This window comes from Occallatibacter riparius (assembly GCF_025264625.1).
Classification (GTDB): domain Bacteria; phylum Acidobacteriota; class Terriglobia; order Terriglobales; family Acidobacteriaceae; genus Telmatobacter; species Telmatobacter riparius.
The window spans coordinates 3,255,483-3,277,812 of record NZ_CP093313.1 but is presented as its reverse complement, the minus strand read 5'-3'; the positions used below and the strand labels follow the sequence as shown (position 1 = coordinate 3,277,812).

General features: G+C 58.6%; 24 protein-coding genes and 1 pseudogene. 15 read left to right on the top strand and 10 right to left on the bottom strand.

What is annotated here, in order from left to right; all coding sequences use genetic code 11:
• Positions 1–24: 24 nt before the first annotated feature.
• Positions 25–981, bottom strand: coding sequence for an alpha/beta hydrolase (locus MOP44_RS13180; protein WP_260796500.1), 957 nt, complete (start codon positions 979–981; stop codon positions 25–27).
• A 183-nt stretch (positions 982–1,164) separates the two neighbouring features.
• On the opposite strand from MOP44_RS13180, the gene MOP44_RS13175 reads away from it, so the two are divergent.
• From MOP44_RS13175 to MOP44_RS13155, 5 genes are all read left to right on the top strand, one after another.
• Complete coding sequence (locus MOP44_RS13175) at positions 1,165–1,875, top strand: esterase family protein (protein ID WP_260796499.1); 711 nt, start codon at positions 1,165–1,167, stop codon at positions 1,873–1,875.
• 120 nt (positions 1,876–1,995) lie between these two features.
• Positions 1,996–2,478 (top strand): DinB family protein, encoded by a 483-nt coding sequence (locus MOP44_RS13170; RefSeq protein ID WP_260796498.1) that lies wholly within the window; start codon positions 1,996–1,998, stop codon positions 2,476–2,478.
• Between the two features lie 117 nt (positions 2,479–2,595).
• Positions 2,596–5,001 (top strand): carboxypeptidase regulatory-like domain-containing protein, encoded by a 2,406-nt coding sequence (locus MOP44_RS13165; RefSeq protein WP_260796497.1) that lies wholly within the window; start codon positions 2,596–2,598, stop codon positions 4,999–5,001.
• A gap of 237 nt (positions 5,002–5,238) precedes the next feature.
• Positions 5,239–6,288 (top strand): ATP-grasp domain-containing protein, encoded by a 1,050-nt coding sequence (locus MOP44_RS13160; protein ID WP_260796496.1) that lies wholly within the window; start codon positions 5,239–5,241, stop codon positions 6,286–6,288.
• Entirely contained in the window at positions 6,285–6,770 is a 486-nt protein-coding gene (locus MOP44_RS13155) for an MGMT family protein (RefSeq protein ID WP_260796495.1), read from the top strand. Before MOP44_RS13160 ends, MOP44_RS13155 begins: the two co-directional genes overlap by 4 nt.
• Positions 6,771–6,801: 31 nt before the next feature.
• Here the strand turns inward: MOP44_RS13155 and MOP44_RS13150 are convergent, their stop codons facing one another.
• Together MOP44_RS13150 and MOP44_RS13145 are read right to left on the bottom strand one after the other, a co-directional pair.
• Positions 6,802–7,269 (bottom strand): hypothetical protein, encoded by a 468-nt coding sequence (locus tag MOP44_RS13150; RefSeq protein ID WP_260796494.1) that lies wholly within the window; start codon positions 7,267–7,269, stop codon positions 6,802–6,804.
• Between the two features lie 762 nt (positions 7,270–8,031).
• Positions 8,032–8,196 carry a hypothetical protein gene (locus MOP44_RS13145; RefSeq protein WP_260796493.1) on the bottom strand — a complete coding sequence of 55 codons (165 nt, stop codon included), beginning with the start codon at positions 8,194–8,196 and terminating at the stop codon, positions 8,032–8,034.
• Between the two features lie 47 nt (positions 8,197–8,243).
• On the opposite strand from MOP44_RS13145, the gene MOP44_RS28070 reads away from it, so the two are divergent.
• Positions 8,244–8,498 carry a tyrosine-type recombinase/integrase gene (locus tag MOP44_RS28070; protein ID WP_390905479.1) on the top strand — a complete coding sequence of 85 codons (255 nt, stop codon included), beginning with the start codon at positions 8,244–8,246 and terminating at the stop codon, positions 8,496–8,498.
• A gap of 341 nt (positions 8,499–8,839) precedes the next feature.
• Here MOP44_RS28070 and MOP44_RS13140 read toward each other — a convergent pair whose 3' ends face one another.
• The 6 genes from MOP44_RS13140 to MOP44_RS13115 form a co-directional block, all read right to left on the bottom strand.
• Complete coding sequence (locus tag MOP44_RS13140; protein ID WP_260796492.1) at positions 8,840–9,817, bottom strand: serine/threonine-protein kinase; 978 nt, start codon at positions 9,815–9,817, stop codon at positions 8,840–8,842.
• 64 nt (positions 9,818–9,881) lie between these two features.
• A complete protein-coding gene (locus tag MOP44_RS13135) occupies positions 9,882–11,231 on the bottom strand; it encodes a cation:proton antiporter (protein WP_260796491.1) in 1,350 nt (449 codons plus the stop codon).
• Between the two features lie 6 nt (positions 11,232–11,237).
• Positions 11,238–11,816 (bottom strand): hypothetical protein, encoded by a 579-nt coding sequence (locus MOP44_RS13130; protein WP_260796490.1) that lies wholly within the window; start codon positions 11,814–11,816, stop codon positions 11,238–11,240.
• Positions 11,817–11,905: 89 nt separating this feature from the next.
• On the bottom strand, positions 11,906–13,291 hold the full coding sequence (locus MOP44_RS13125; protein ID WP_390905495.1) for an ammonium transporter: 1,386 nt from the start codon (positions 13,289–13,291) through the stop codon (positions 11,906–11,908).
• 319 nt (positions 13,292–13,610) lie between these two features.
• Positions 13,611–14,000 carry a hypothetical protein gene (locus MOP44_RS13120; protein WP_260796488.1) on the bottom strand — a complete coding sequence of 130 codons (390 nt, stop codon included), beginning with the start codon at positions 13,998–14,000 and terminating at the stop codon, positions 13,611–13,613.
• Between the two features lie 52 nt (positions 14,001–14,052).
• Complete coding sequence (locus tag MOP44_RS13115) at positions 14,053–14,493, bottom strand: hypothetical protein (protein ID WP_260796487.1); 441 nt, start codon at positions 14,491–14,493, stop codon at positions 14,053–14,055.
• Between the two features lie 642 nt (positions 14,494–15,135).
• On the opposite strand from MOP44_RS13115, the gene MOP44_RS13110 reads away from it, so the two are divergent.
• The 4 genes from MOP44_RS13110 (at position 15,136) to MOP44_RS13100 (ending at position 18,839) form a co-directional block, all read left to right on the top strand.
• The gene (locus MOP44_RS13110; RefSeq protein WP_260796486.1) at positions 15,136–16,803 is read left to right on the top strand and encodes an alpha-L-fucosidase; all 1,668 of its coding nucleotides are present in this window, start codon (positions 15,136–15,138) and stop codon (positions 16,801–16,803) included.
• 202 nt (positions 16,804–17,005) lie between these two features.
• Positions 17,006–17,308 (top strand): beta-L-arabinofuranosidase domain-containing protein, encoded by a 303-nt coding sequence (locus tag MOP44_RS28065; RefSeq protein ID WP_390905494.1) that lies wholly within the window; start codon positions 17,006–17,008, stop codon positions 17,306–17,308.
• Between the two features lie 146 nt (positions 17,309–17,454).
• On the top strand, positions 17,455–17,862 hold the full coding sequence (locus MOP44_RS13105; protein WP_260796647.1) for a glycoside hydrolase family 127 protein: 408 nt from the start codon (positions 17,455–17,457) through the stop codon (positions 17,860–17,862).
• The gene (locus tag MOP44_RS13100) at positions 17,859–18,839 is read left to right on the top strand and encodes a glycoside hydrolase family 127 protein (protein ID WP_260796485.1); all 981 of its coding nucleotides are present in this window, start codon (positions 17,859–17,861) and stop codon (positions 18,837–18,839) included. The genes MOP44_RS13105 and MOP44_RS13100 overlap by 4 nt, the downstream gene beginning before the upstream one ends.
• A gap of 687 nt (positions 18,840–19,526) precedes the next feature.
• Here the strand turns inward: MOP44_RS13100 and MOP44_RS13095 are convergent.
• Positions 19,527–20,438, bottom strand: coding sequence for a LysR family transcriptional regulator (locus tag MOP44_RS13095; RefSeq protein WP_260796484.1), 912 nt, complete (start codon positions 20,436–20,438; stop codon positions 19,527–19,529).
• Here MOP44_RS13095 and MOP44_RS13090 point away from each other — a divergent pair.
• From MOP44_RS13090 to MOP44_RS13080, 5 genes and pseudogenes are all read left to right on the top strand, one after another.
• Complete coding sequence (locus tag MOP44_RS13090) at positions 20,393–20,728, top strand: SDR family NAD(P)-dependent oxidoreductase (RefSeq protein ID WP_260796483.1); 336 nt, start codon at positions 20,393–20,395, stop codon at positions 20,726–20,728. The two genes, MOP44_RS13095 and MOP44_RS13090, sit on opposite strands and share 46 nt — an antisense overlap.
• Entirely contained in the window at positions 20,625–20,867 is a 243-nt protein-coding gene (locus MOP44_RS13085; protein WP_260796482.1) for an SDR family NAD(P)-dependent oxidoreductase, read from the top strand. The genes MOP44_RS13090 and MOP44_RS13085 overlap by 104 nt, the downstream gene beginning before the upstream one ends.
• A 385-nt stretch (positions 20,868–21,252) precedes the next feature.
• A complete protein-coding gene (locus tag MOP44_RS28060; protein WP_390905493.1) occupies positions 21,253–21,561 on the top strand; it encodes an alcohol dehydrogenase catalytic domain-containing protein in 309 nt (102 codons plus the stop codon).
• A pseudogene (locus tag MOP44_RS28055) lies at positions 21,468–21,992 on the top strand (zinc-binding dehydrogenase); the annotation flags it as partial. The gene MOP44_RS28060 and the pseudogene MOP44_RS28055, both read left to right, overlap by 94 nt.
• A 14-nt stretch (positions 21,993–22,006) precedes the next feature.
• Positions 22,007–22,201: a hypothetical protein gene (locus tag MOP44_RS13080; RefSeq protein ID WP_260796481.1), complete on the top strand. Its 195-nt coding sequence runs from the start codon at positions 22,007–22,009 to the stop codon at positions 22,199–22,201.
• Positions 22,202–22,330: the final 129 nt, after the last annotated feature.

Genomic DNA, 22,330 nt, shown 5'->3' with positions numbered 1-22,330 from the left:
AATGCTTATCGGGCTCCGGCGAAGCTAAACCTCCGGCTTCCCTGCCGGAAACAAAAACCGCAGCATCGGCCTTACGCGCGCGGCCCAGCTATCCTCATCGTGCCGCCCGTCAGGTATCTTCTCCACGTGCAGCGTCTCGCCCGGAATCCAGCGGTTCGCCTTGAGCCGCCGTGCCAGCAATTCCACATCCTGCACCGTGCGCTTGCCTTCCTGCTCGCCCACGTCAAGCCACAGCCGCGGCCGCTCCCAGATCTCCGGCGCGCGCTCGTTCAGGTAGCCCAGGATGCTCTTGTGATTCCACCACACGCTCGGCGACATCACCGCCAGCTTTCCGAAATGCTGCGCATGGCGAAGCCCGATATAGAGTGTCACCAAACCGCCAAGCGACGACCCCGTCAACCCCGTCGAAGCCCGATCCGTCTTCACGCGATAGTGCTGCACCACCCACGGCATCAGCTCCTGCGTCAGCAGCCGCCCATACTTCGGCGCATCGCCGCCGCCACGCTGCCAGTCGCGTTCATGCGTGTATTCCGCGAGCCGATTGTCGCCTGTGTTGTAGATGCCCACGATCACCAGGGGCTCCACTTCGCCCGCTTCGATCGCCGCATCCGCATGCTCGCGCACCTGCCACGTGCGGCCCGCAAACGACGTCGCCGGATCGAACAGATTCTGCCCATCGTGCATGTAGAGCACGGGATACGTGCGCTCCGAGTGATCGTCATATCCGGGCGGCAGATACACAATCACATCGCGATCGGTAGGCAGAAAGCGGCTGTGAAACGCACGATGCAGCCGCAGCCGCGGATGCAGCGGCGACTCCAGGTCTCCCGCAGCCGCTCCCTGCGGTACTCCGTTTTGAACCTGCAACTTCAAATAAAACGATCCCTCTGCGATGCTCGCGGCTTTGTAATAGGGCATGACTTCAGTCGTGCCGATCAGCACAACTGGAACGAAGGGCTTCAGTCCCTGCGGGAAGCCCATTCAGCCAATTGAACAATACTCTAACCAGTATCCTTTATCGATCCGCTCACACCGCAACCCGGCGGCTGCTACAGTATCAGCAATGTGCGATCCTTCGGCCGCAACTCCCCGCACATCTTTGGATTCCATCTGGCCTCGCCGCACGGCGACCAACGTCGCAGTACGATACCAGCGGAGAACGCAATGAATCGCGAGTATCACAAGTGGCTTTCCCCGCGCCTTGGGCGCGACATGGAACTGCTCGTCTTTGGCCACGCCGGCCTGCCCGTCGTCGTCTTCCCCACCAGCGGCGGACGCTTCTTTGAATTCGAAGATCGAAATATGATCAGCGCCATTGCCGGCCGCATCGATTCAGGCGACCTGCAGTTTTATTGCGTCGACTCAGTCGACATGGAGAGCTGGTACAACCGCAACGTGCAGCCGCGCTGGCGCATCGCACGCCACGTGCAGTTCGACGATTACCTCATCCACGAAGTCGTTCCGCTCATCCGGCAGAAGAACTGGAACCAGCACCTAGTCGCGCTGGGCTGCAGCTTCGGCGGATTCCACGCGCTCAATGCCGCGCTGCGCCACCCCGATATCTTCACGGGCATGCTCTCCATGTCCGGTGCGTTCGACATCGCCAGCTTCCTCGGCGGTTATCACGACCAGGACGTCTACTTCAATCAGCCCACGCAGTACCTGCCCAACATGAGCGACCCGTGGTTCCTCGATCGCTACCGCCAGAACACCTGGGTGCTGGCTACCGGCTGGGACGACCAATGCCTCGTCCAGAACCAGAACATGGACCGCATCATGAACGACAAAGGCATCCCCCACAAGCTCTACACATGGGACACGTGGAACTCGCACGACTGGCCAACGTGGGCGCAGATGGTTCAGCATTATCTTTGAAACAGGGAACAAGGGACCAGGAAACAGGGGACAGAAGACCGGGCCGCCGGCTTGAACTGTGAACTGAGAACTGGTCTGTCGGCAACTGATAACGGAAAACTGACAACTGAGGACTCACTCATGCCCGCACTCAATCCCTACGCCACCTTCCTCGACGGCCGCCCCGTCCTCGATATCCTCAGCGAAACTCCGCGCCTCATCCGGTCGCTGCTTGAGAGCATCGGCCCCGGCAAATCCTACGAAGCTCCCGCGCCCGGCAAGTGGAGCCCCGGAGAGGTTGTTGCGCACCTTGCCGACTGTGAGCTCGTCTTCGGCTTCCGCCTGCGCCAGACGCTCGCGGAAGACTCGCCCACTATCCAGCCGTTCGACCAGGACAAATGGGCAGCGACCTACAAAGGCATCGAACCCGCCGAGGCCTGCGCCGCCTTCTCCGCCTTCCGCAAGTGGAACCTCATCATGCTTGAAAGCGCGCTGCCCGCCGCGGCCAACCGCACCGTCACCCATCCCGAGCGCGGAACCATGACCTTCCAGACAATCGTGGAAACCATGGCCGGCCACGATCTCAACCACCTCGGCCAGCTCCAGCGCATCGCCGGCCAGTAGGCCTGAAGAAATTCTCTGCAAGTTCTCCAATGGGACGCGATCTCCGCATGTTGCGTCCCTGAGGAACATCGCAGTTCACAGGGTCCAGCGACAGAAGCTCCACTCGGGAGGGACCTCGTGTACCGCTTGCTCGCCGTCGTGTGCCTTTGCGCCTCCATCGCAGCCTCCGCCGAATCGCCCGCCTTCGTCCGCACGTCACCCAGAGAGTTGGCCCCACCGCAGGTGGTCAAAGATCTGCCAGTTCGCAAAGTCGTTCTCTACAAAAACGGCGTCGGCTATTTCGAACACTCCGGCTCCGTCACTGGCAATCAGCGCGTCTTCATCGACTTCACCTCGCCGCAACTTAACGATGTCTTGCAATCGCTCACTGTGCTCGATGAGGGTGGCGGCCGCATCGCCGGCGTGAATTACAATTCCACCACCCCGCTGGCCGAGCAGCTCAAGACGCTCGCCCTCGGCATGACCGACGACCCCACATCCACCGAGCTCTTTCAAGCCCTGCGTGGCCAGCGCGTCGAAGTCACCGGAGCATCCGGCGGCCCTATCATCGGCCGCCTCATGTCCATCGAGTCGCGCACCGAAAAGAAAGGCGACGACGACACAACGGTTGAAAAGTTCTTCCTCACCGTCGTCGCCGCATCTGGAGCCGTGCGCGTCATCGAGCTCACGCCCACGCTTAGCGTGCGCCCGCTCGATGCGAATCTTCAGGGCCAGCTCGACCGCTATCTCGAACTGCTATCGACGGCTCGCTCCACCGGCCTGCGTCATCTCACACTCAACGCCCTCGGCCAGGGACAGCGCCAGCTCCGCGTCAGCTACATCAGCGAAGTGCCGGTCTGGAAATCCACCTACCGCATTGTCTTCCCGCACACCGGCGCCAACACAGATGCGATCGTCCAGGGTTGGGCCGTGGTCGACAACACAGTCGGCGCCGACTGGGACAACGTGCAGCTCTCTCTCGTCGCCGGATCGCCTCAAAGCTTCATCCAGCCGCTCTCGCAGCCGCTCTACATGCGCCGTCAGCAGGTTGCCATCGCCACCGGTGTTGAAACAAGTCCGCAGACCCACGAAGCCGCCATCGGCTTTGGCCAGGCAGGCATCTCCGGCACCGTCACGGATCAGTCCGGCGCGGTCATTGCCAATGCCGCCGTCACCATCACTGCCCTTGGCGGCAACACCGTCGCCAAGGCGCGCACCTCGGCCGACGGCAGCTTCAGCGTTTCGTCTCTTCCGCCCGGCACCTACAACGTCAATGTCATGGCGCCCGGATTCCAGCAGTACCTGCAAAACAAGGTCCGCGTCGGCAACGCGATGGCGGCCAACGTCAACGCGACTCTCCAGGTCGGATCGGAAACCCAGACTGTCACCGTTGAAGCCGAAGCTCCGCCGCCCATGCCCATGGCTGCTCCTGCTTCCGCCATCGGCGGCCTCGCCATGAACGGTCGAAACATGGCCTCCTTGGGCGGCATCGGCACGGGCACCGGTTACGTCGGCGGCGTTTATCGCGCTTCAGATGCGATGAACGAGGGCGACGTTGCCACCAACGCCTTCGACGATTTCTTTCAGTACTCCCTCACGCAGCCCGTCACCATCCACAAAAACGAGTCGGCGATGGTGCCGATCCTTCAGCAAGATCTGCCCGCTGAACACGTCACCCTCTGGAATCCCAGGCAGCGCTCTCCTCTGCGCGCCGTCTGGCTCGAAAACAAATCGAAGCTGACGCTCGATGCCGGCAGCTTCTCCATCTTCGAGAGCGGCGAATTCGCCGGCCAGGGCCTGCTCGATCCCATCCATCCGGGTGAGAAGCGCCTGCTCTCCTACGCCAATGACCAGGCCGTGAGAGTCGGCATCTCCGACCGCGCCAACTACCGTGTTATCCATCACCTCTCCATCCGAAAAGGTTCGATTGTTGAGACATGGATAGAGGTTCAGGGCGCTACCTACACCGCCAACAACGACGGCGATGAAGAACGCGTGGTGCTCATTGAGCATCCGCGCCACGCGGGCGCGGATGGCTGGAAGCTCGATGGCAACCTAAAGGCGGCGGAGACTACGCCCACGCTCTACCGCCTCCGCCTCGTCGTTCCAGCGCACAGTTCGGCCAAGCTCGAGGTGCACGAACGCGGCCCCCAGTACACCATCGCCAATTTGCATCAGCAGCCCGAGCAGCGCGATTTTGTGCTGGAGCTCATCAAGCAGGTTCCGGATGCGAAAGAACAGTTGCAGCCAGTGCTCGACGCGCAGGACGCACTCGCCGAGATCAACGAAAAGATCGCCGACGCCAAAAAGGCTGAGGAGACCGCAGCGGCCGACGAAGCCCGCTACCGCGAAAACGTCACCGCTCTCAAAGGCAATGACGTCGCAAAGCGCTTTGTCGACGAGCTGAACCACGCCGAAGACCAGCTCCAGGCCACGCGCAAGCTGATCGCCAGCCTCGAAATCCAGCGAGCTGCCGCAACCGACAAGCTCGACAAGGTCATCTCCGCCCTCAGCTACGACTGGAACGAAGGCACAACGAAATAGTGCCTCCAACACTCTGTCATCCCGAGCGGAGCCGAGGGATCTGCGGTTGTTCTTGCTGTTGTTCTCCCATCCCGGCCATTGAGGCCGGGGATGGGAAACCATACAACTCTCGGCCGAGAGAGCCTTGTCCCTGGCGCTGAGGCGAATCATACAAACCGCGTGCCCTGTTGCCTTACACTGTTCGTGATCGGCGCCTCCTGGGGCTCGCACACCGCCGGTCACTCCGCGGAGGACTGCATGAAGAAGATCGGCGTTCTGTTCGGCATGGAAAACAGCTTTCCCGGCGCACTCGTGGAGCACATCAACGCGCGCAACCTCGACGGCATTCAGGCCGAATTCGTCCAGACCGGCGCAGCGCACATGGACAAGCCCGCTCCCTACGCCGTCATTGTCGACCGCATCTCCCACGACATCCCCTTCTACCGCGCCTACTTGAAGCACGCAGCACTTAACGGCACCCTCATCATCAACAACCCGTTCTGGTGGTCGGCAGACGACAAGTTCTTCAACTACTCGCTCGCGCAGAAGCTCGGAGTCGCCGTTCCACCCACGGTCATCCTGCCGCACAAGAAGCACCCCGAAGGCACGACCGACCGCTCCATGCGCAACCTCGAGTACCCGCTCGATTGGGACTCCGTCTTTGCCTACGTAGGCGAGCATGGATTCATGAAGCCCGTCGATGGCGGCGGCTGGCGCGATGTGCACCACATCCACAATCGCGACGAGTTCTTCCACGCCTTCGATCAGTCGCGCGATCTCTGCATGATGTACCAGAAGGCCGTCGATTTTCAGGAGTACTTCCGCTGCTACGTCGTCGGCCAGAAGAAGGTCCACATCATGCCGTATGACCCGCGGCAGCCTCACCACGAGCGCTACGTCAAGAGCCCGCCCGCGTATGACAAGAAGCTCCTTAAGCGCGTCGAGCAGGATGCCCTCAAGCTCTGCCAGGCCCTCGGCTACGACCTCAATACCGTCGAGTTCGCCGTCGAAAACGGAATCCCCTACGCCATCGACTTCATGAACCCCGCGCCCGACGCCGATCTCCATTCCGTCGGCCAGGCCAACTTCGAATGGATCATCCGCGAAGTCGCCGACCTGGCCATCGCCAAAGCCAAACAGGCCCCGCAGCACCTCGATCTCATTTGGTCCTCGTTCCTGAAGATGCAGCCGGAGCCAAAGAAGAAGGCACCGACGAAGAAGTCCGCCGCGAAGAAACCCAACACAGCGAAAGCGAAGAAAAACGCAGAGATTGTTATTCCCGCTGCAGAAGCTGCCGTGGAAGTGTGAAGCGCGCCGCATCCAAATCTGCCGCTAGCGCGCCGAAGAAACGCTCACCCAATGCTTCGCCTTCCAGCGCGCCAGTCATGGACCAGCTCTTCTTCGAGCGCAGCAAGCGCCAGCTCCTCCGCGACGCCCTTCGCCCCAACGAGCAGCGCGACCTTGCGTTCCGCCGGATGGTCCTCTCCATCCCCGCAGGCAAGGTCAGCACCTATGGTGCAGTCGCCGCAGCAGCCGGATACCCGCGCTATCATCGCGCCGTGGCCCGCCTGTTGCGCACCGACCCGCCCGATTCGCTGCCCTGGCATCGTGTCCTCGGCGCAGGCGGCGAAATCAAGCTCCGCGGAGCCGCCGCGCACGAACAGCGCGCTCGCCTAAAACTCGAAGGCGTCGAGTTCCTCTCCCGCCGCATCGACGCCCGCGTGGACATGGGCCGCTTCGAACACGAACTCAAGCCGTGGGAAGTCTACGCCGCAGAACGCGCGTCGTAGCTTACTTCGGAACGCTGCCCCAAGCCTGTTTCTAAATCGTTGCCGTATTCGGCGGCGGAGTGGGTTTAGCCGTAACCGGCAAGGCATCGGGCGCAACGGTCGGCTGCGTGCGCGCAGGGCCATCCGGCACAAAGCCCTCGTGAATCAAAATGGAGCGGTCCTTGCCCTGCAGAATCTCCCTCATCAGGTCATACACCTTGTTCTGCGGACCCGGTTCGAAGTAAATGCCGTGCGTCGCAATGCCGTTCACCTTCGGAATGATGGCCGTGCAGTCGATGTCCCAAACGTTGTCGGGGACCGGATAGGTTCGGTCCAGCCCTGACCGTCCCAGGCGCCGCTTGCCAAAGTGCTTCAGGCCAGCCGAGCCGCCCAGCACGTCGTCCCGGCCGGTATATAACGCCGTGATCCGGTAGGCCATGTTTGACAGGCCTTCGCCATCTCCGTGGCTCACCTGTTCACCACTCCGGAACAGGTCGTTGTCCACGTCCGCGGCAACCATGATCACCTCCTGCAACATGCATGTCCCTGAAGAATGCCGACGTCGATGCGGGCGCGGTTCGCTTCCGTCCCATGCTTCTGACGGCACCTGCGGTCGTCGTTGGAGCGATGATTCTCTCTTCGATCCAATCTTCCAGAGGTTGGTGCTATCCCTGATGGCCGGCGAAGTGGCGTCCAGGGTTCTCTCGCGAATGGCGGTGCTGTCCAAGCAAGGCGAACACCAGGAGGATTGCTGAATGGTCTCCCGACGAGGAACTGGCCGCTACGATTGGAGATTCCGGCACTCCCAGCAAACAAGGATCGGCAGTGTATCGAGAAGAACCGTGAACCGTGCCGTTCATCACGCCGCACGGATCGTGTTCAGAGGATTGCATGCGGTGGCAAATAGGGAAATAAGATCTCGCGAAGTCCATGCAAATACTGATGAGGCGAATGCCTTTATTTCCGGGCGTGTGCGTACGACATCCGCAACCTACCTGCCGATGCTTTCATACTTGAAACCCCGAAAGGCAATTGGGGAACCCGGGGCCAATGTGGCGACGAACTGGCTTTGGGATACAAAGTGGATGTCTGATCAGTAAATCAGGAAACGCAATCGTCTTCGATTCCCGATCGGTACTCATATGTCGGCCAGTGTTCACAAATTCAGTCCACCTGAGCGTAAAACGGGCAACCGGTTCGCCTGCAGGCTGTTGGAATGAATTAAATATCCACAAAAGCCCCGCGAAGCCAAAGCGCCGAGGAAACTCGTCGGTTCTTGCGGTCACCACCGGCTGACACTCTCAAAGGAAAGCGCGATCGCGCCATACTCGCCGTGTTGCTTGGCTGCGGACTGCAGCGCCCCGAACTGACTGATCCGGAGTTCACGAATTTGCAGCTGCGCGAGGAGCATTGGGCGGTTGTTGATCTCATCGGCAAAGGCGGCCATATTCGGGCGGTTCCTGCGCCGGAGTGGGTCAAGACGACCATAGGTCTATGGATCTCAGCGGCAGGGGTTTCGACTGGACGATTGTTTCGATGCGTCTGCCGGCAGGACAAACCTGGGGTGATATGGCTTCGAAACGAGTTGTGTGGCACGTCGTAAAGCAGTATGCGAAGACAGTGGGTCTCGCTCAGGTGGCGCCTCACGATCTGAGGCGCTCTTGCGCCACACTCTACCACCCGTGCGGCGGAGAACTGGAGCACATCCGATTCTTACGCGGACATGCTTCCTTTCAGACGACTGAATGATATCTGGGGCGCAAGCAGCGGAGTCCGCGGGGCTGTGAACGACACATAGGTATCGAACCATAGCAAAGATCCGCGGAATAGGCGCATAGGCAACTATGCGTCAAGGTGGCCTGATCATCAGATCATCCCATCGGTGAGCGCATTGCGATCGTCCACGGGTCTTCGAAGCTCAACTGTAAAGACCCAGCGTCCTCGGCAATTCGAGCCATTGCTCAGTTCTTAATCCGTCATCGCAGCAAGCTAGAGACGCATAACGAAGAGAGTCGACGCCGAGGTCCTCTATCGAGAACCCCGCTCGATCCAGGCACACCTGTCTGTGAAGGCGGTGGTTGTTTCGACGTTCACCTGGCGAGCGACATCAGCACCATGAGGCCCAAAATCGCCACGGGCAGAAGCAACAGGATAACGAGAAGAAGGACTTTGCGCAGCCTGTGAGCGCCCTTCGTGTTCCATTTGCTTAGCTCAACACGTTTCTCAATTCCGACCTGGTCGAGGTGCAGTAAATCGTAGGTAAAATCATGCGCACGTGCGTATCGATTCCGCGGTTCTTTCTCCAAGGCCCGGTATAGAACTTCCTGAAGGTGCGGTGAAATGGATGGCATGGCTACGCTCGGCGGAATAGGGGGATCGGTGAGGCGTGATTTCATCAATTCCGCGGGCGAGGAGCCCTCGAATGGGAGCTTGCCGGTAAGCATCTCGTACAGAATCACACCCATCGAAAAAATGTCTGCTCGGCCGTCGCACCTGCGCCCGGCGACCTGTTCCGGAGACACGTAGTCGACGCTGCCCAACTCGTCCGCGAGATTGGTATAGGTCAGCCGCCGGGATAACGCGTCTGAGGCTCGGCCGAAATCGATGAGTTTGATCACATCGTTATCGGCCACCATGATGCACTCAGGGGTGAGTGCCCTGTGCACGACTCCGTTGTCGTGGAGATACTGCAATCCTTCCAACACTGAGATGGCGATGCGCATTGCACGATCAGGAGGAATTCTGCCTGCGTCCATCCGTTGCCGCAGGGTCTTTCCCTCGCACCATTCCATCACCATGTAAACGCGCGTGCGCTCCACCTCGCTGAAAACGCGCATCACCCCATGGTGCCCTAGTTTCTCTCCGATTTCCGCCGCGCGTCGAAAGCGTTCGAGGAGAAACGGATCGGTTTCCATTTCGGGGTCGGGAAGCTTTAATGCGACAATTCGTCCGTCGCGCAGATCGGTTGCGCGAAACACGCTTGAAGATCTGGTTCGAGACAGCACCTCATCGATTCGATAGGAATCGATTTGATCGCCGGCTTCCAGTACGCTTGTTGCTCCAACCATAGACACCCCAGATGACCACAATCTTCGTCCTATTAACGGCCCGCGATTCCCAACTATCCCTGGGTCATCTTTGGGACTCGACCTCAGCCATGGACAACTCGGATGAGATGAGCCGCCCATCGAGTGCAGTTACGAGGTGTGAATCGTCGAGATCCTCTGGGCAATGGATGGCGAAGGCGCCTCGCATAATGAGCGGCGTGACAAGGGTGGTGAGCAGCACTACCCCAACCATCACGGCCACCTCCGACTCATTGAAGATGCCGGTGCCTGCGGCCATTGCCGTGACAATCAGTCCCACTTCACCCCTGGATATCATTCCGCAGCCGACCCGAAGGCTCTGCACCGAGCCCATTCCCATGCTCAGCGCCGCTGTGCCACAGCCGACGACCTTGGTGATCACCGCCACCACAAATACAGACCCGAATAATAGCCAGTGTCCTCCAAGCGCTCTGAAGTTGCTGGATAACCCGATCGATATGAAGAACAGGGGCACGAGGAGACCGTGGCCGATGGCAGAGAATGTGCGCTCGACAAGCGTCTTTAGCTTTGCCTCGGCGCACACATAACCCAGCAGATAAGCCCCGGTGATCCCAGCTATGCTGCCCAGCCACTCCGCGCTGACTGCGTACAGAAGCATCAACGCGAGGACGCAGCTTGTCACAGCCTCGGTGGCGTCGATCTTGCGAAATAGTCTGATGAGGGGATCGATGACCTTTTTGGCTGCGCCGTAGCCGACCACAAAAAACGACGTGACACTGAGGAGGATCAGGGCGATCTCGACCACGAGCGGGTGAGCTCCGGCGACTGGGAACGTCGTCTGAATCCATGAACTAACCTGTGGCGCAAGTCCAAATGCAGCGGAGCTTTTGGCGTTACATGCTGCCGCCAAAAAAGCCAGGACGAACAGACCCATCACATCATCTATGACTGCTGCGCCAAGTATGACCGAGGCTTCGGGCGAGGTCATCTTACCGGCATCCATCAAGGTGCGGGCAGAGATTGAGACGCTGGTTGCCGTCAGGGCGCCTCCCAGGAACCAGGCGTTGTTCCAGCTCATGCCGAAGAGATGTGCCGTTCCGGCTCCGAGAAAGAACGGCCAAACGACCCCGAGCAGGGCCACCAGAAATGCGGTTGGGCCGGCTTCGCGCATGCGCTCTATGTCGGTTTCCAATCCTGCGATAAACATCAGGACGAAGCCGCCAATCTGCGCCAGCAGCAGGAATGCGTCGGTTGCGGGAGTCCCGCTGAATAACCGCATGTGCAACATGTTCAGGCAGGCGGGTCCGGCCGCCACACCCACCATCAATTCCCCGATAATCGGAGGGATTCCGAGTCGTGTGCAGAGCGACGCGATGATTTTGCTGGCCGGAAGAAGAATGGCGATCAATAGCGCCAGTTGCAGATCTGCGGGCATTCTCTCCTACCTGGAGTTCGCAAGTGCTGTAACTGATTCCGATCGGCGGACTCGACGCTTGGGTGTCATCCAACTCGGGAATAGACCTTTGAAGCCGCCGCGCTCAACGCCCTCGCGCATCATGGTTCGGATGGTAGTCGCCTGGCGACGAGCCATCTCAGACTGCGCCGCGCTGCCAGCGAGCTTTGCGGCCTGGTGCGTCTCTTCTGCTGCTTTTCCGCAGATTCTGAGCCGCATCAGCAATTCACCGTATTTCAGGCGGGCGATGAAGCAGTCCGGCGCCTGTTCAACCGCGATTCTGAGTTGCTCGAGGGCCTCCTGAGCCTGAAGATCGACGCAGAGAGCCATGCCAAAAAGGACACGCACTTCCGCGACAGCGGGAGCGAGTTCAACCGCGCTGCGCAGTTCGCGAACAAGATCCGCGCGTTCTTCTTTTTCAAGGACGCGAGGATCCCGGAACATGCGAAAAAGCTGCTTTGAAGTCGCGGTTGGAACAAAACGCGTAAGAACCGATGTCGACGCGTCTCCCGCCAGCGGGGATAACTCCTGATGCGAAGAGAGAGACAGAGTTGATTCGCTCGTCATATTCATATTTGCTTTCCTTGATCAAGGGAAAAGGTGCAGCAGGGTATGGCAGTAACCCTGCTGCGCTTGAGAGTGCTGCAATAAAACCCCTAGGCCACGGCCATCTTGGGAGTGGCGGACAGGTACTCGGGCTCAGGGACGAAGACGAACTCCGGATATCCGAGCTGCCCCATCTCTGGGAGGTCGAGTCCGGCAAGTTCACTTTCGGCAGATACGCGCTGACCCATCAGAGCATCCAGCACCCAGTTCAGTGCATAGCTGAAGCTGAATACGAACCCGACCAGCGTCGCAACACCGACCAACTGCGCGACGAGCTGGCTTGCATCGCCGTAGAACAAACCGGTCACCGAGCCGCTGACGCCATTCCATGCGCCACCATAGTTACTGGTGCCGTCTGCGAATAAGCCGACCGAGATGACGCCCCAGATGCCGCCGGCACCGTGCACCGAAATCGCGCCGACAGGATCATCGACCTTCAGCTTGTTTTCGACAAACGCAACACTGATGCAGACCAGAACACCGGCAATCAGTCCGATGATGCCGCTGCAGATCGGATTGACGAAGCCGCTTGGCGCAGTAATCGCGACTAACCCTGCGAGCAGGCCGTTGCCGCTCATTGAAGCATCGGGCTTACCCTTCAGAATCCACATGTAGAGGATGGCTCCGAAGGTTCCGGTGCAACCGGCCAGCATTGTGTTTACTGCGACCGAACCGATCCGAAGGCATCCTGCGCCAGAGGCTCCCAACGTGCTGCCAGGATTGAAGCCGAACCAGCCGAACGCCAGGATGAAGCACCCGATCAGAACCGCGGAGATGTCGTGGCCAAGAATCACGTTGCTCGACCCGTCGCGGTTGAATTTGCCGATTCGAGGGCCAACGATCAAAGCCACTGCCAGTGCAGTCACACCGCCTACTGCGTGGACAACGCCCGAGCCGGCGAAGTCGCTGTAGCCCTTGCCGAGCCCCAAGTTTGTGCCCAGCTGAGCAAGCCAGCCGCCGCCCCATGCCCAATTTGCAAACAGCGGATAAGTGAATGCGCCCATCAGTACGGACGAAACAGCGAAGGTGAGGAACTTCCACCGCTCCGCGCACGCGCCTGTAACGATGGTGAGAGCCGTATCCATGAACACCATCTGGAACAGGAAGATCACCATCACGCCTACGTCGTAAGCGCGACCGGAGAGGAACATACCCGTCTGTCCGAAGATGCCCCATGTCGTGCCGAAGAGCGCCAGGGTATGCTCGCTGTTCAGCGGCTGCAGCCCACCCAGATTTCCGTTTCCGGCGGAACCGCCCATCTGGATCGCGAACCCTATCAGCCAGTAGGCAAGCAGGCCGCACCCGTACACGAAGAAGTTCATCATGTACGTATGGTTGGAGTTTTTGACGCGGCAAAGACCCGCTTCCACCATCGCGAACCCGGCCTGCATGAACATGACAAGGAAGCCGCAGATCAGAGTCCAGGTGAAGTTGATACCAATCTTGTTCTGACCGATCTGGCTGGCAAGATCGCCCAGTGTCAGCCCTGCCTTGCTGTCGGCAACCGGAACGTCATTGGCGTTTCCGGTGATCATACCGCCGGGATCGCCGTTTGCCTGGGTTGCAGCCACCGGAGCCTTCCCAACGGCATCCTTCAGCTCGGCCGCAGATGCCGACGGTGCGGCGTCCGCCCGAGCCACAACACCCGCGCCTGATGCCAGAACAAAGGCCAGAGCGCAGACACACGATGCAATGCGAACAATTCTCATCAATCAATCTCCGTCAAGGTGTGAGTTGGTTCGGAACGTCAGCGCTCTACGACTTCCAGATCGCATTCTTGTTCGCGGCGGCCGGCAGAATCCCGATCACGCCTACAAGCGAGATCAGCAGGCCGATCAAGGTGGTGGCCATCCGGCCGCCGACGCTGGGAGCCAGATGCAGGCCGAACAACACAACCAGCCAGCCGGCGATTGCCGCGCCCAATCCGAGCAGCTTCAGGAAAGCTGGTTGCGAAGCCTCGGCGACCTTGCCTTCGGCGGGCTTGATTTTCAAGAAGTAAGCGAATGACGCAGCCAATGCTGCGAGACCAACCACCAGAGCCAGCTTCCCCGTACCGGAAGCTACATACGCGAGTCCTGCCGCGCCAACCGTCAGGCCCACGATAAACAACGCAAATGATTTTCCTTGTGAAGTTGTTGCCGCCATTCCGTCCTCCAATCAGTGTTTTGTTGATTCTTTGTCGGGCCCGGTCTGCGAGTCAGGAGCGTCTCTCGAAAGCTCCCTCTGCGAGAGTGAAGTGAAAGCCGCAGAGTTTCGCTCGCATAGCCATGGAAGACACCCGCTCGTAGAACTGGTCGTTGCGCGCGATGGTGCCCGTCATCATTAGCTCCAGTTGCTGATCTGCATCGTGCCGGAACATCCGAAGCTCTGCCATATCGACTGCGGGGAAAGCCTTGAAAATCATGTTCCGCAAAGTGAGCGCATCCTTCAGAGCCTGTGATGTTTGGTTCTCCCTGGCTTTGGGAGCGGGAATACACGCATCCCACGGGTCGGCCGGTCGCATGAGCCAATCGCACTCGACCTTCTCCGGCGTCCACTCCAATCGAAGCAATTTCACCGGTTCGCGCGACAGATCTCCCGTACGCAGGTTGCTTCGGGCCTGCTTCACGAATTTCGCGAATGGCGAGACTGACATCATGGCCTCCGAACGGCCTCCGCGGTCTTTTTAGTGGGCAAGCATAGAAAGACGACGAACTGCGCCAGCACAGTGAGTTCCGCGACCATAGGCGTGCTGCGTTGCATTCGAACCACGAACAGGAGCAGGACCATTGCAAACCACTGCCACCGCGAGCGGCGAAGTCTCTCGAGGCGATCGGTCATCGCAAATAGCGTGTGCGGAATGACACCGGCACTCCCAAATCCGGTGGCTCGGGCGCGAAAACATGCGACGGCGAAGAACCCTGATAAGAGAAGTTCTACGAGAAGTGCTTGTGTACCCAACGTGTGCCTCCGACAGGAAAGCTCATGAGGTGAAGGCAATTTGCACTGCAGTAGCTGTTTAGGTCGGAAGAGACGTGCGTCAGTGACCGATGAAACGCGCAAGAGTGAATCTGAACTGGGCGCCAGATGGTCGTCGATTGCGTCCTTTGGACCAGCTTTATCGCAAGCCTAGAGTTGACGACGATTCTGCTCAACCTACACTTTGGTATAGTTTTTCCGCTTCTATAATGACGGCATGAAGAACGGCCAACTTGCCGTATAACGGACTCCTCGGAAAAGTGCCGCTCCAAATGGACGGGGTTTGTTACAGGCTCTAAAGTTAGTCGAGAGGAGTTCTTCAGTGAGCAATGGATCTGGCGGATTTAACCGGCGAGAGTTTGTGGCGGGCAGCGCGGCTCTGCTTGCCCTTGCTGACAAAGCGTCCGCCCTGGACGGCTCATCCGGGCAAGAGGGCACCTACACAGATCCCAACTTCACCGGTGGTCGAATCACTGGTCCCTTCCGGCCCAATTGGGAATCTCTCAAAGCCTATCGATGCCCAGATTGGTTCCGCGATGCAAAGTTCGGCATCTGGGCTCACTGGAGTCCGCAGTGCGTGCCCGAGCAGGGAGACTGGTATGCCCGCGGCATGTATGTCCAGGGGAGCAGCCAATACAACTACCACGTCAAGACCTACGGTCATCCGTCTCGGTTTGGATATAAGGACATCTGCAACATCTGGCGGGCCGAAATCTGGAATCCGGAAGAACTGATCCGCCTCTACGCAAATACCGGCGCCAAGTACTTCGTTGCCTTGGGCAACCACCATGACAATTTCGACTGCTGGAATTCCCGACACCAGCCGTGGAACTGCATGAATGTCGGCCCCAAAAAAGATATCGTCGGAACGTGGGAAAAAGTAGCCAGGGCGCACGGTCTCAGGTTCGGAATTACTTATCATGGGACGCCCGGCCGCGTTTGGCGCGAATTTATGCCGGTTCGTTACGACAGCGATGGAACAGGACCACTCAAGGGCGTGCCCTACGATGGTGTGGTTACAGCAGCAGACGGAAAAGGCAAATGGTGGCAGGGGATGGACCCCAGGCAGTTGAATGGAATTCCGCATGGCAAATACGAGCCTTGCCCTGAGTTCGTCGAGCAATTCATGCTGCGCGTCCAGGACGTCATCGATCAATACAATCCGGATCTACTCTATTTTGACGATAACTGCGATTGGGATTTTGATGACGGTGGGCCACTGGGACTGAAAGTGTGGCTGGGCATGCCCGAGTTGACCCCTCCCATCATGGCCTACTATTACAACTCCAACCTTAGGCGCAACGGAGGCAAGCTCGATGCCGTATTCAACATCAAGCAAGTCCCGAAAGCTGTAATGAGTACCCTCGTGCTTGACCACGAAGCCAGTCAAGCCGGGGACATCGAACAAGTTCCATGGCAGTCCGACATCTGTATCGGGGCTTGGCATTACAGCAGATCGATTTACGAGAACCACAAGTACCGGACACCAGAGTTCATGGTCCATTACTTGGTCGACGTCGTCAGCAAGAACGGAAATCTGCTTTTGAATATTCCCTTGCCGGGTCACGGCAGGCTCGATGACGATGAACTTGCTTTCCTGGATAAATTCGGCCAATGGATGGCGGTGAACAGCGAGGCCATTTACGCCACGCGTCCCTGGAAAATTTATGGCGAGGGTCCGACCAAAGGTCATGTCGAGAGAGCATATGGCCCGCTTCCGAAGTATGTTCCAGCGGACATCCGATTCACCACCAAGAGGGACACTCTCTACGCAGTCGCGTTGGCATGGCCCGAGAATGGGGAGTTGACGATCAAGTCGCTGGGTTCGAATTCACCCCACTACCCAGGTGAGATCGCCAGAATTGGGATGTTGGGATCGGAGCCCAATCTCAAGTGGTCGCGCAACGCGGATCGAGTCACCGTGAAACTACCAGAAAGGCCACCGTGCGACTATGCTTATGTGTTCGAGATCAAGCCATCTGCAGCATGATCGACTCTCGCATGATCTCAGCCGAAGATGCCATGACGAGTAAGGAGGGGCTGAACATGGCGGAGAGCAGAAACGGAGGGTGACCACGGCTGCGTTTTGTTCACCAGGAGAACGATCATGATCAGTCACTCGCGTCGCGCTTTTCTCAAATCAAGTGCCGGTGCTGCGGGAACCTGCTTGATGGGGCGGACCCGGTTTTGCCATTGTCTGGTCCGAAGCTGCTCAGTCCCCTTCCGTCGAAAGGCCGCTGCCGTTTCCGCTCAACGCGGTTCGGCTCACTTCAGGGATTTTCCAGGAACAGGAGGAGATCAACGCGCGCTACCTCGCTTCCCTGGATGTGGACTGGGTCCTCTATAGCTTCCGCGCCACGGCGGGCATCTCCTCGAGCGCCCTGCCTTACGGCGGCTGGGAGGCGCCGAATTGCGAGCTGCGAGGGCACTTCAATGGAGGACACTTTCTTTCCGCGGCCTCCATGGCCTGGCCGGCTCCTGCAATTCTGTCTTGAAGAGCAGTGCTGACAAACTCGTTGCTGGCCTTGCTGAGTGCCAGAAGAAGTTGGGAACCGGCAATTTGAGCGCGTTCCCCACGGATTGGTTTGAGCGGCTTGCCGCTGGTAGGCCAGTCTGAGCACTCTTTTGCACCTACCACAAGATCATGGCCGGCATGCTGGACATGTACGTCCTCACCGGGAACTCCGACGCCCTTCGGATCGCCGAAGACATGGCCCGCTGGCTGGGAGACTCCTTTTGGCCCATCGGTACCGAACAGCGCCAGCGCATGCTCCGGAATGAATACGGGGGCATGAACGAGGTGCTCGTCAATCTGGCGGCGCTAACCGGGAAAGACCGTTATCTCGAAACTGCCCGGCTCTTCGAGCAGCCCAGCTTTCTCGATCCGCTGGCCGATCGGCGCGGCGAGCTGCAAGGCCTTCATGCCAATACACACCTACCAAAGATCATTGGCGCAGCCGGCATGTATGAAGTCAGCGGCGATCGCCGCTACCGTCACATCGCCGAGTACTTCCTTGAGGAGGTGCTGACCGCCCGGAATTTTACGTGATCGGGAATACCAGCGTAGATGAGTTCTGGAAAACCCCCGCCGGACAGTTGCAGGGCACCCTGGCGTGGAAAAACGCCGAGTGTTGCGTGGCTTATAACCTGATGAAACTCAAACGCCTCGTCTTCGGGTGGACCGCCGATGCGCGCTGGATGGACGCCTACGAACGGGCGCTGTTCAATTGCAGGCTCGGAACCCAGGAATCCCGAGGGCTGAAACTGTACTTTGTGCCGCTTGCGGCCGGATACTGGCGCGACTACAACACACCGGAAGAGTCCTTCTGGTGTTGTACGGGAACAGGCGCGGAGGAATCCGCCAAATTCGCTGACACCATCTACTTCCACCGCGGTGCGGATCTCTACGTCAACCAGTTCCTCGCCTCGCCACTCGAGTGGAAGGACGAAGGTTTCGCAATTGAACAATCGACTCGATTTCCCATTGAGCAGGGCACGACGCTGAAAATCACTTCATCCCGCCCCCACATCCCGACGATTCACGTCCGCATCCCGGCATGGACCACCTCCGGCGCTGAAGTGACAATCAACGGCCGTCCTCTTGAAGCAGTCTCAGACCCCGGATCGTACCTCGCCATCCGTAGAACTTGGCAGGAGGGCGATACCATCGGCATCCGTGTCCCCATGGAACTGCGGACGGAACCTCTCGCTGGAGATGACACTGTTTGTGCCGCATTGTTCGGTCCCGTCGTGCTGGCTGCCGATCTCGGTGCCGGACCTCAGGATGGCCCCACCCGGCTGATTCACGATCCATTTCCGAAGGAGATTCCCCCGCCCGATCCGTTACCAAGAATCGCAGTTCGCGCCGACACCAATGCGGTCGAATGGATACAGCCTGCGAGTATTTCAGAGATGCGATTTCGCGCCAAACGCGAAGGTACAATCTTCAGCCTGATGCCGTTGTATCAAATTAGAGATCAGAGGTACGCGGTATATTGGCAATTAAACCATCAAAACATTCAGTGAACTTGGATGTGGGACTAAGGTAAGTCACGCTAGACCAAGTGGGGCGACCGGTTTGAAACGGTCTCAGCCCGAAATAGGAACCCGAGTCTGGACACTAGTTGGTGGGTTCGATGAAACCAAAATCCGATCGGCCAACGATAACGCAGATTGTTATGCCTAAGCGGTCCGGAATGCAGTCGTTGCATTTCGCAACTAGCATGTCGAGGACGGCGTCCGTACATCCGCGGGCGCTCAAGTTGACGAGAAACGGGCGTTCCGCTCTTCTGCCGGAACGCACATTCAGCGGGCAGCCACAAGGGCGCATTGGCGACCATACGGCCAGATGAATGGCCGAGCCGTTCACGAGGCCCACTGCTTATTCACATCGCGATAAAGCAACAGATCTGAATGAGTGACTCGGACTGTTATCAATAGCTTCGATTACATCGCTCGATTCCATTACAGGTAATCCCTTGTTGCTGCCAACCGCGCCACTAATCACCCGGGAGCGCAAAGAGCTGGACCTATGATCCTCCACACTGTCCCAAACAAATCTCTTTTGCGACGGCGGAGCAAGCCGGCACTTTCAGAAGGATCAACGAATGTGCATCATGTTGTTAGGAACGCGACGAGCACTCACATGATCTTCATTGAGCGTATAGCCTTGGTCACGACGGTCGAAGGGTTGCACGAACAGCTCGTTGTAGTTCAAGTTCTCGCGACCCATGCTCCAACCTGCCGCATCGTCTCTCGAAGCCATCCATGTGCCGCGTCTGTATTCAGCCGCGGTGCCACGTCATCACCCTGAACGGCGCGTATTGCCGCTTCGAAGTATGGCACGTGTATGGCTATTTTGCGCTTATGCCCCATTGCTGCCAGGGCCTTATCCGGAGATACCTGGATGCCGCCGAGAATGCTGATGCTGATATGTTCCAGCTCCAGGTACTGCTCGAGTGTGAGCGACCTTGGAAGACGTCGCTTTCCATCCGCGACACAAACAAACTGCTCTTCATAGATAGTCTGTCCTTGCAGCGGCGGTGGCGCCTCCACGGCGTTTGAAGCGAAGGCAAGATCGACGCGACCATGCGCAACGTCATCGAAGCTTCCTCGATGCCAGGCGATGAAATCGAAATGCACCTTCTTTGCCGCCGGAAGAACCTTGCGGCAAAGAATTGGTACAAGAACGGCGGCAGCGTTGTCTGTAACCGCGAGGCAGAAATTCGCCTCTTCAACAGCAGGATCGAAACTTGTGCCGCTCAAAAGGCGATCCAGCTTGGGCAGCATGAGTTCAAGTTCCTGCAGCAGTCGGTGTCCCTGGGGTGTAAGATCGTAACCCGTCGCCGTGCGGACAAAGAGATTGTCATGGAACATGTCGCGGAGCCGCTGCAGAGCGCGGCTCACCGCCGGCTGGCTGAGCAAAGGCGGTTGCCGGCCCGCGATACATTTCGCTCTTCTGCAAACACCACAAAGACCACGAGTAGGTTCAGATCGGCTTGGCGAAGCTGCGTTAGACGGATATCCAATATTAGTACTATCCATTGGATTTATATGCAGGACCAGCGCATTCTCTGTGTATGGCCGGCTTGACGAACCAGCCGCCCGGAAAACGGAGAAGAACATGGCTAAAGACAGCAATTGTTACCGGAGCATCCCGCGGCATCGGCCGCAGCATCGCGAGGCGACTGGCATCGGACGGATTCGCCGTTGTCGTGAACTATGCAGGCAAGGCCGATGAGGCGCAGAGGGTTGTCGACGAGATTCGCAAGGCGGATGGGGAAGCGGTCGCCATGAAGGCGGATGTGAGCAATGTGGAAGAGGTCAGGCAGCTTTTCGAGAAGACCGTCGAAAACATTTGGCCGCGTGGATGTGGTTGTCAACAACGCCGGCATCATGCCGTTGTCGGCCATTGAGAAAGGCGACACGGACGCCTTCGATAAAGTCATCGCGGTCAACCTTCGCGGTACGTTTCTCGTATTTGCGCAGGCAGCGCAGCACCTGAAGGAAGGCGGACGCATTATCGCCTTCTCGAGCAGCGTACTGGCCAGGTAGTTCCCAACCTACGGGCCCTACATCGCCTCCAAAGCCGGTGTCGAAGGGATCGTCCCGGTACTGGCCAATGAGTTGCGCGGTCGGGGGGATCACCGTGAACGCAGTGGCCCCCGTATACGGCTCACTCCGGAGGAGATCGATACGGTGAGTGCGCTGCCCGCCGAGTATCCGTGCTGGATGTTGCAGGTCCAAAGCAACGGCCGCCTTGGAGCTGAAGAGACCTCGGTCTGGGACAGCTTCAGCAGCTAGTGTTCTGCGGGCGAGGCTGGAAGGCCTCGCCTGCCTTCCGTGGAGCCACCAATGTTCAGGCAACAAAAACTGAGGTCATCATGAAGGTCTGGCAGATCAATGAAATTGGTCGCGACAATCTACACCAGGAAGAACAATCCATTCCAACCCTGGTCCGGATGAGGTCGTTCTTCGCGTGGACGCCTTTTCGCTGAATTACAGGGACAAGGCGATTATCGAAGGAACCTATCCCGTGCCGATGCCTCTACCCCTGATTCCCGGGTCGGGTGCGGCAGGCGAAATCGTAGCAGTTGGTGAGAAGGTTCGTACTCTGTCCATAGGGGATCGGGTTGTCACGCGGCTTCACGTGGAATGGACCGGAGGCAAAGTGTCTTATGCTGCCACAACCGCAACCCTCGGCGGTCCTCTTCGGGGGTATTCGCTGAATACGCGGTGGTTCATGTGAATGGCGCGATCAAGTATCCGTCGTACCTCAACGCTGAGCAGGCTTCGACTCTCCCGATAGCCGCGCTCACCGCCTGGGTTGGTCTCTTCAAGCACGGCCAACTTGTGCCAGGAGACGATGTCCTTATTCAGGGCAGCGGAGGTGTCTCCCTCTTTGCTCTGCAGCTTGCGAAGGCATCGGGCAATCGTGTGATCGCCCTGTCTCGCAGCAAAGAGAAGAGCGCTTCGCTCCTGAGGCTTGGAGCATCGGATGTAATCGACTCAACGACGCATATGAATTGGGAAGAACAGGTTCGCGCGCTCACGGATGGCAAGGGAGCGGATGTCATCATCGACACCATCGGTGGCAATTCTCTCCAGCACTCCATCGCGGCATCGGCTTTTGAAGCCCATATCGCTGTTATCGGCTTTATCGACGGCGTGACAGAACCATCGCGATTCCGTGGATGCTGGGTACGAATGTCTCGCTGCAAGGCGTCAGCGTTGGGTCGCGCGCGGACTTCGAGGGGCTTCTCGCGTTTATGGAGCAGCATCGTATCGAGCCGATCATTGAGACAACCTATGCCTTTGACGATCTTCCAGAGGCCTTCGATCACTTCAATCGAAACCCCTTCGGGAAGGTTGTGATTAAAGTGATTTAGTGGACTCGCCGGGTGACGCAGAGACGCCGAGCCGCAAGTACAACGGCGCGTAGGCGACTTCTGGTCAAGGTGGATCGCGGCATCCTACCCCGTTTCAGGGGACCTATCCCAAGTTCCGAAGGTCAAGAC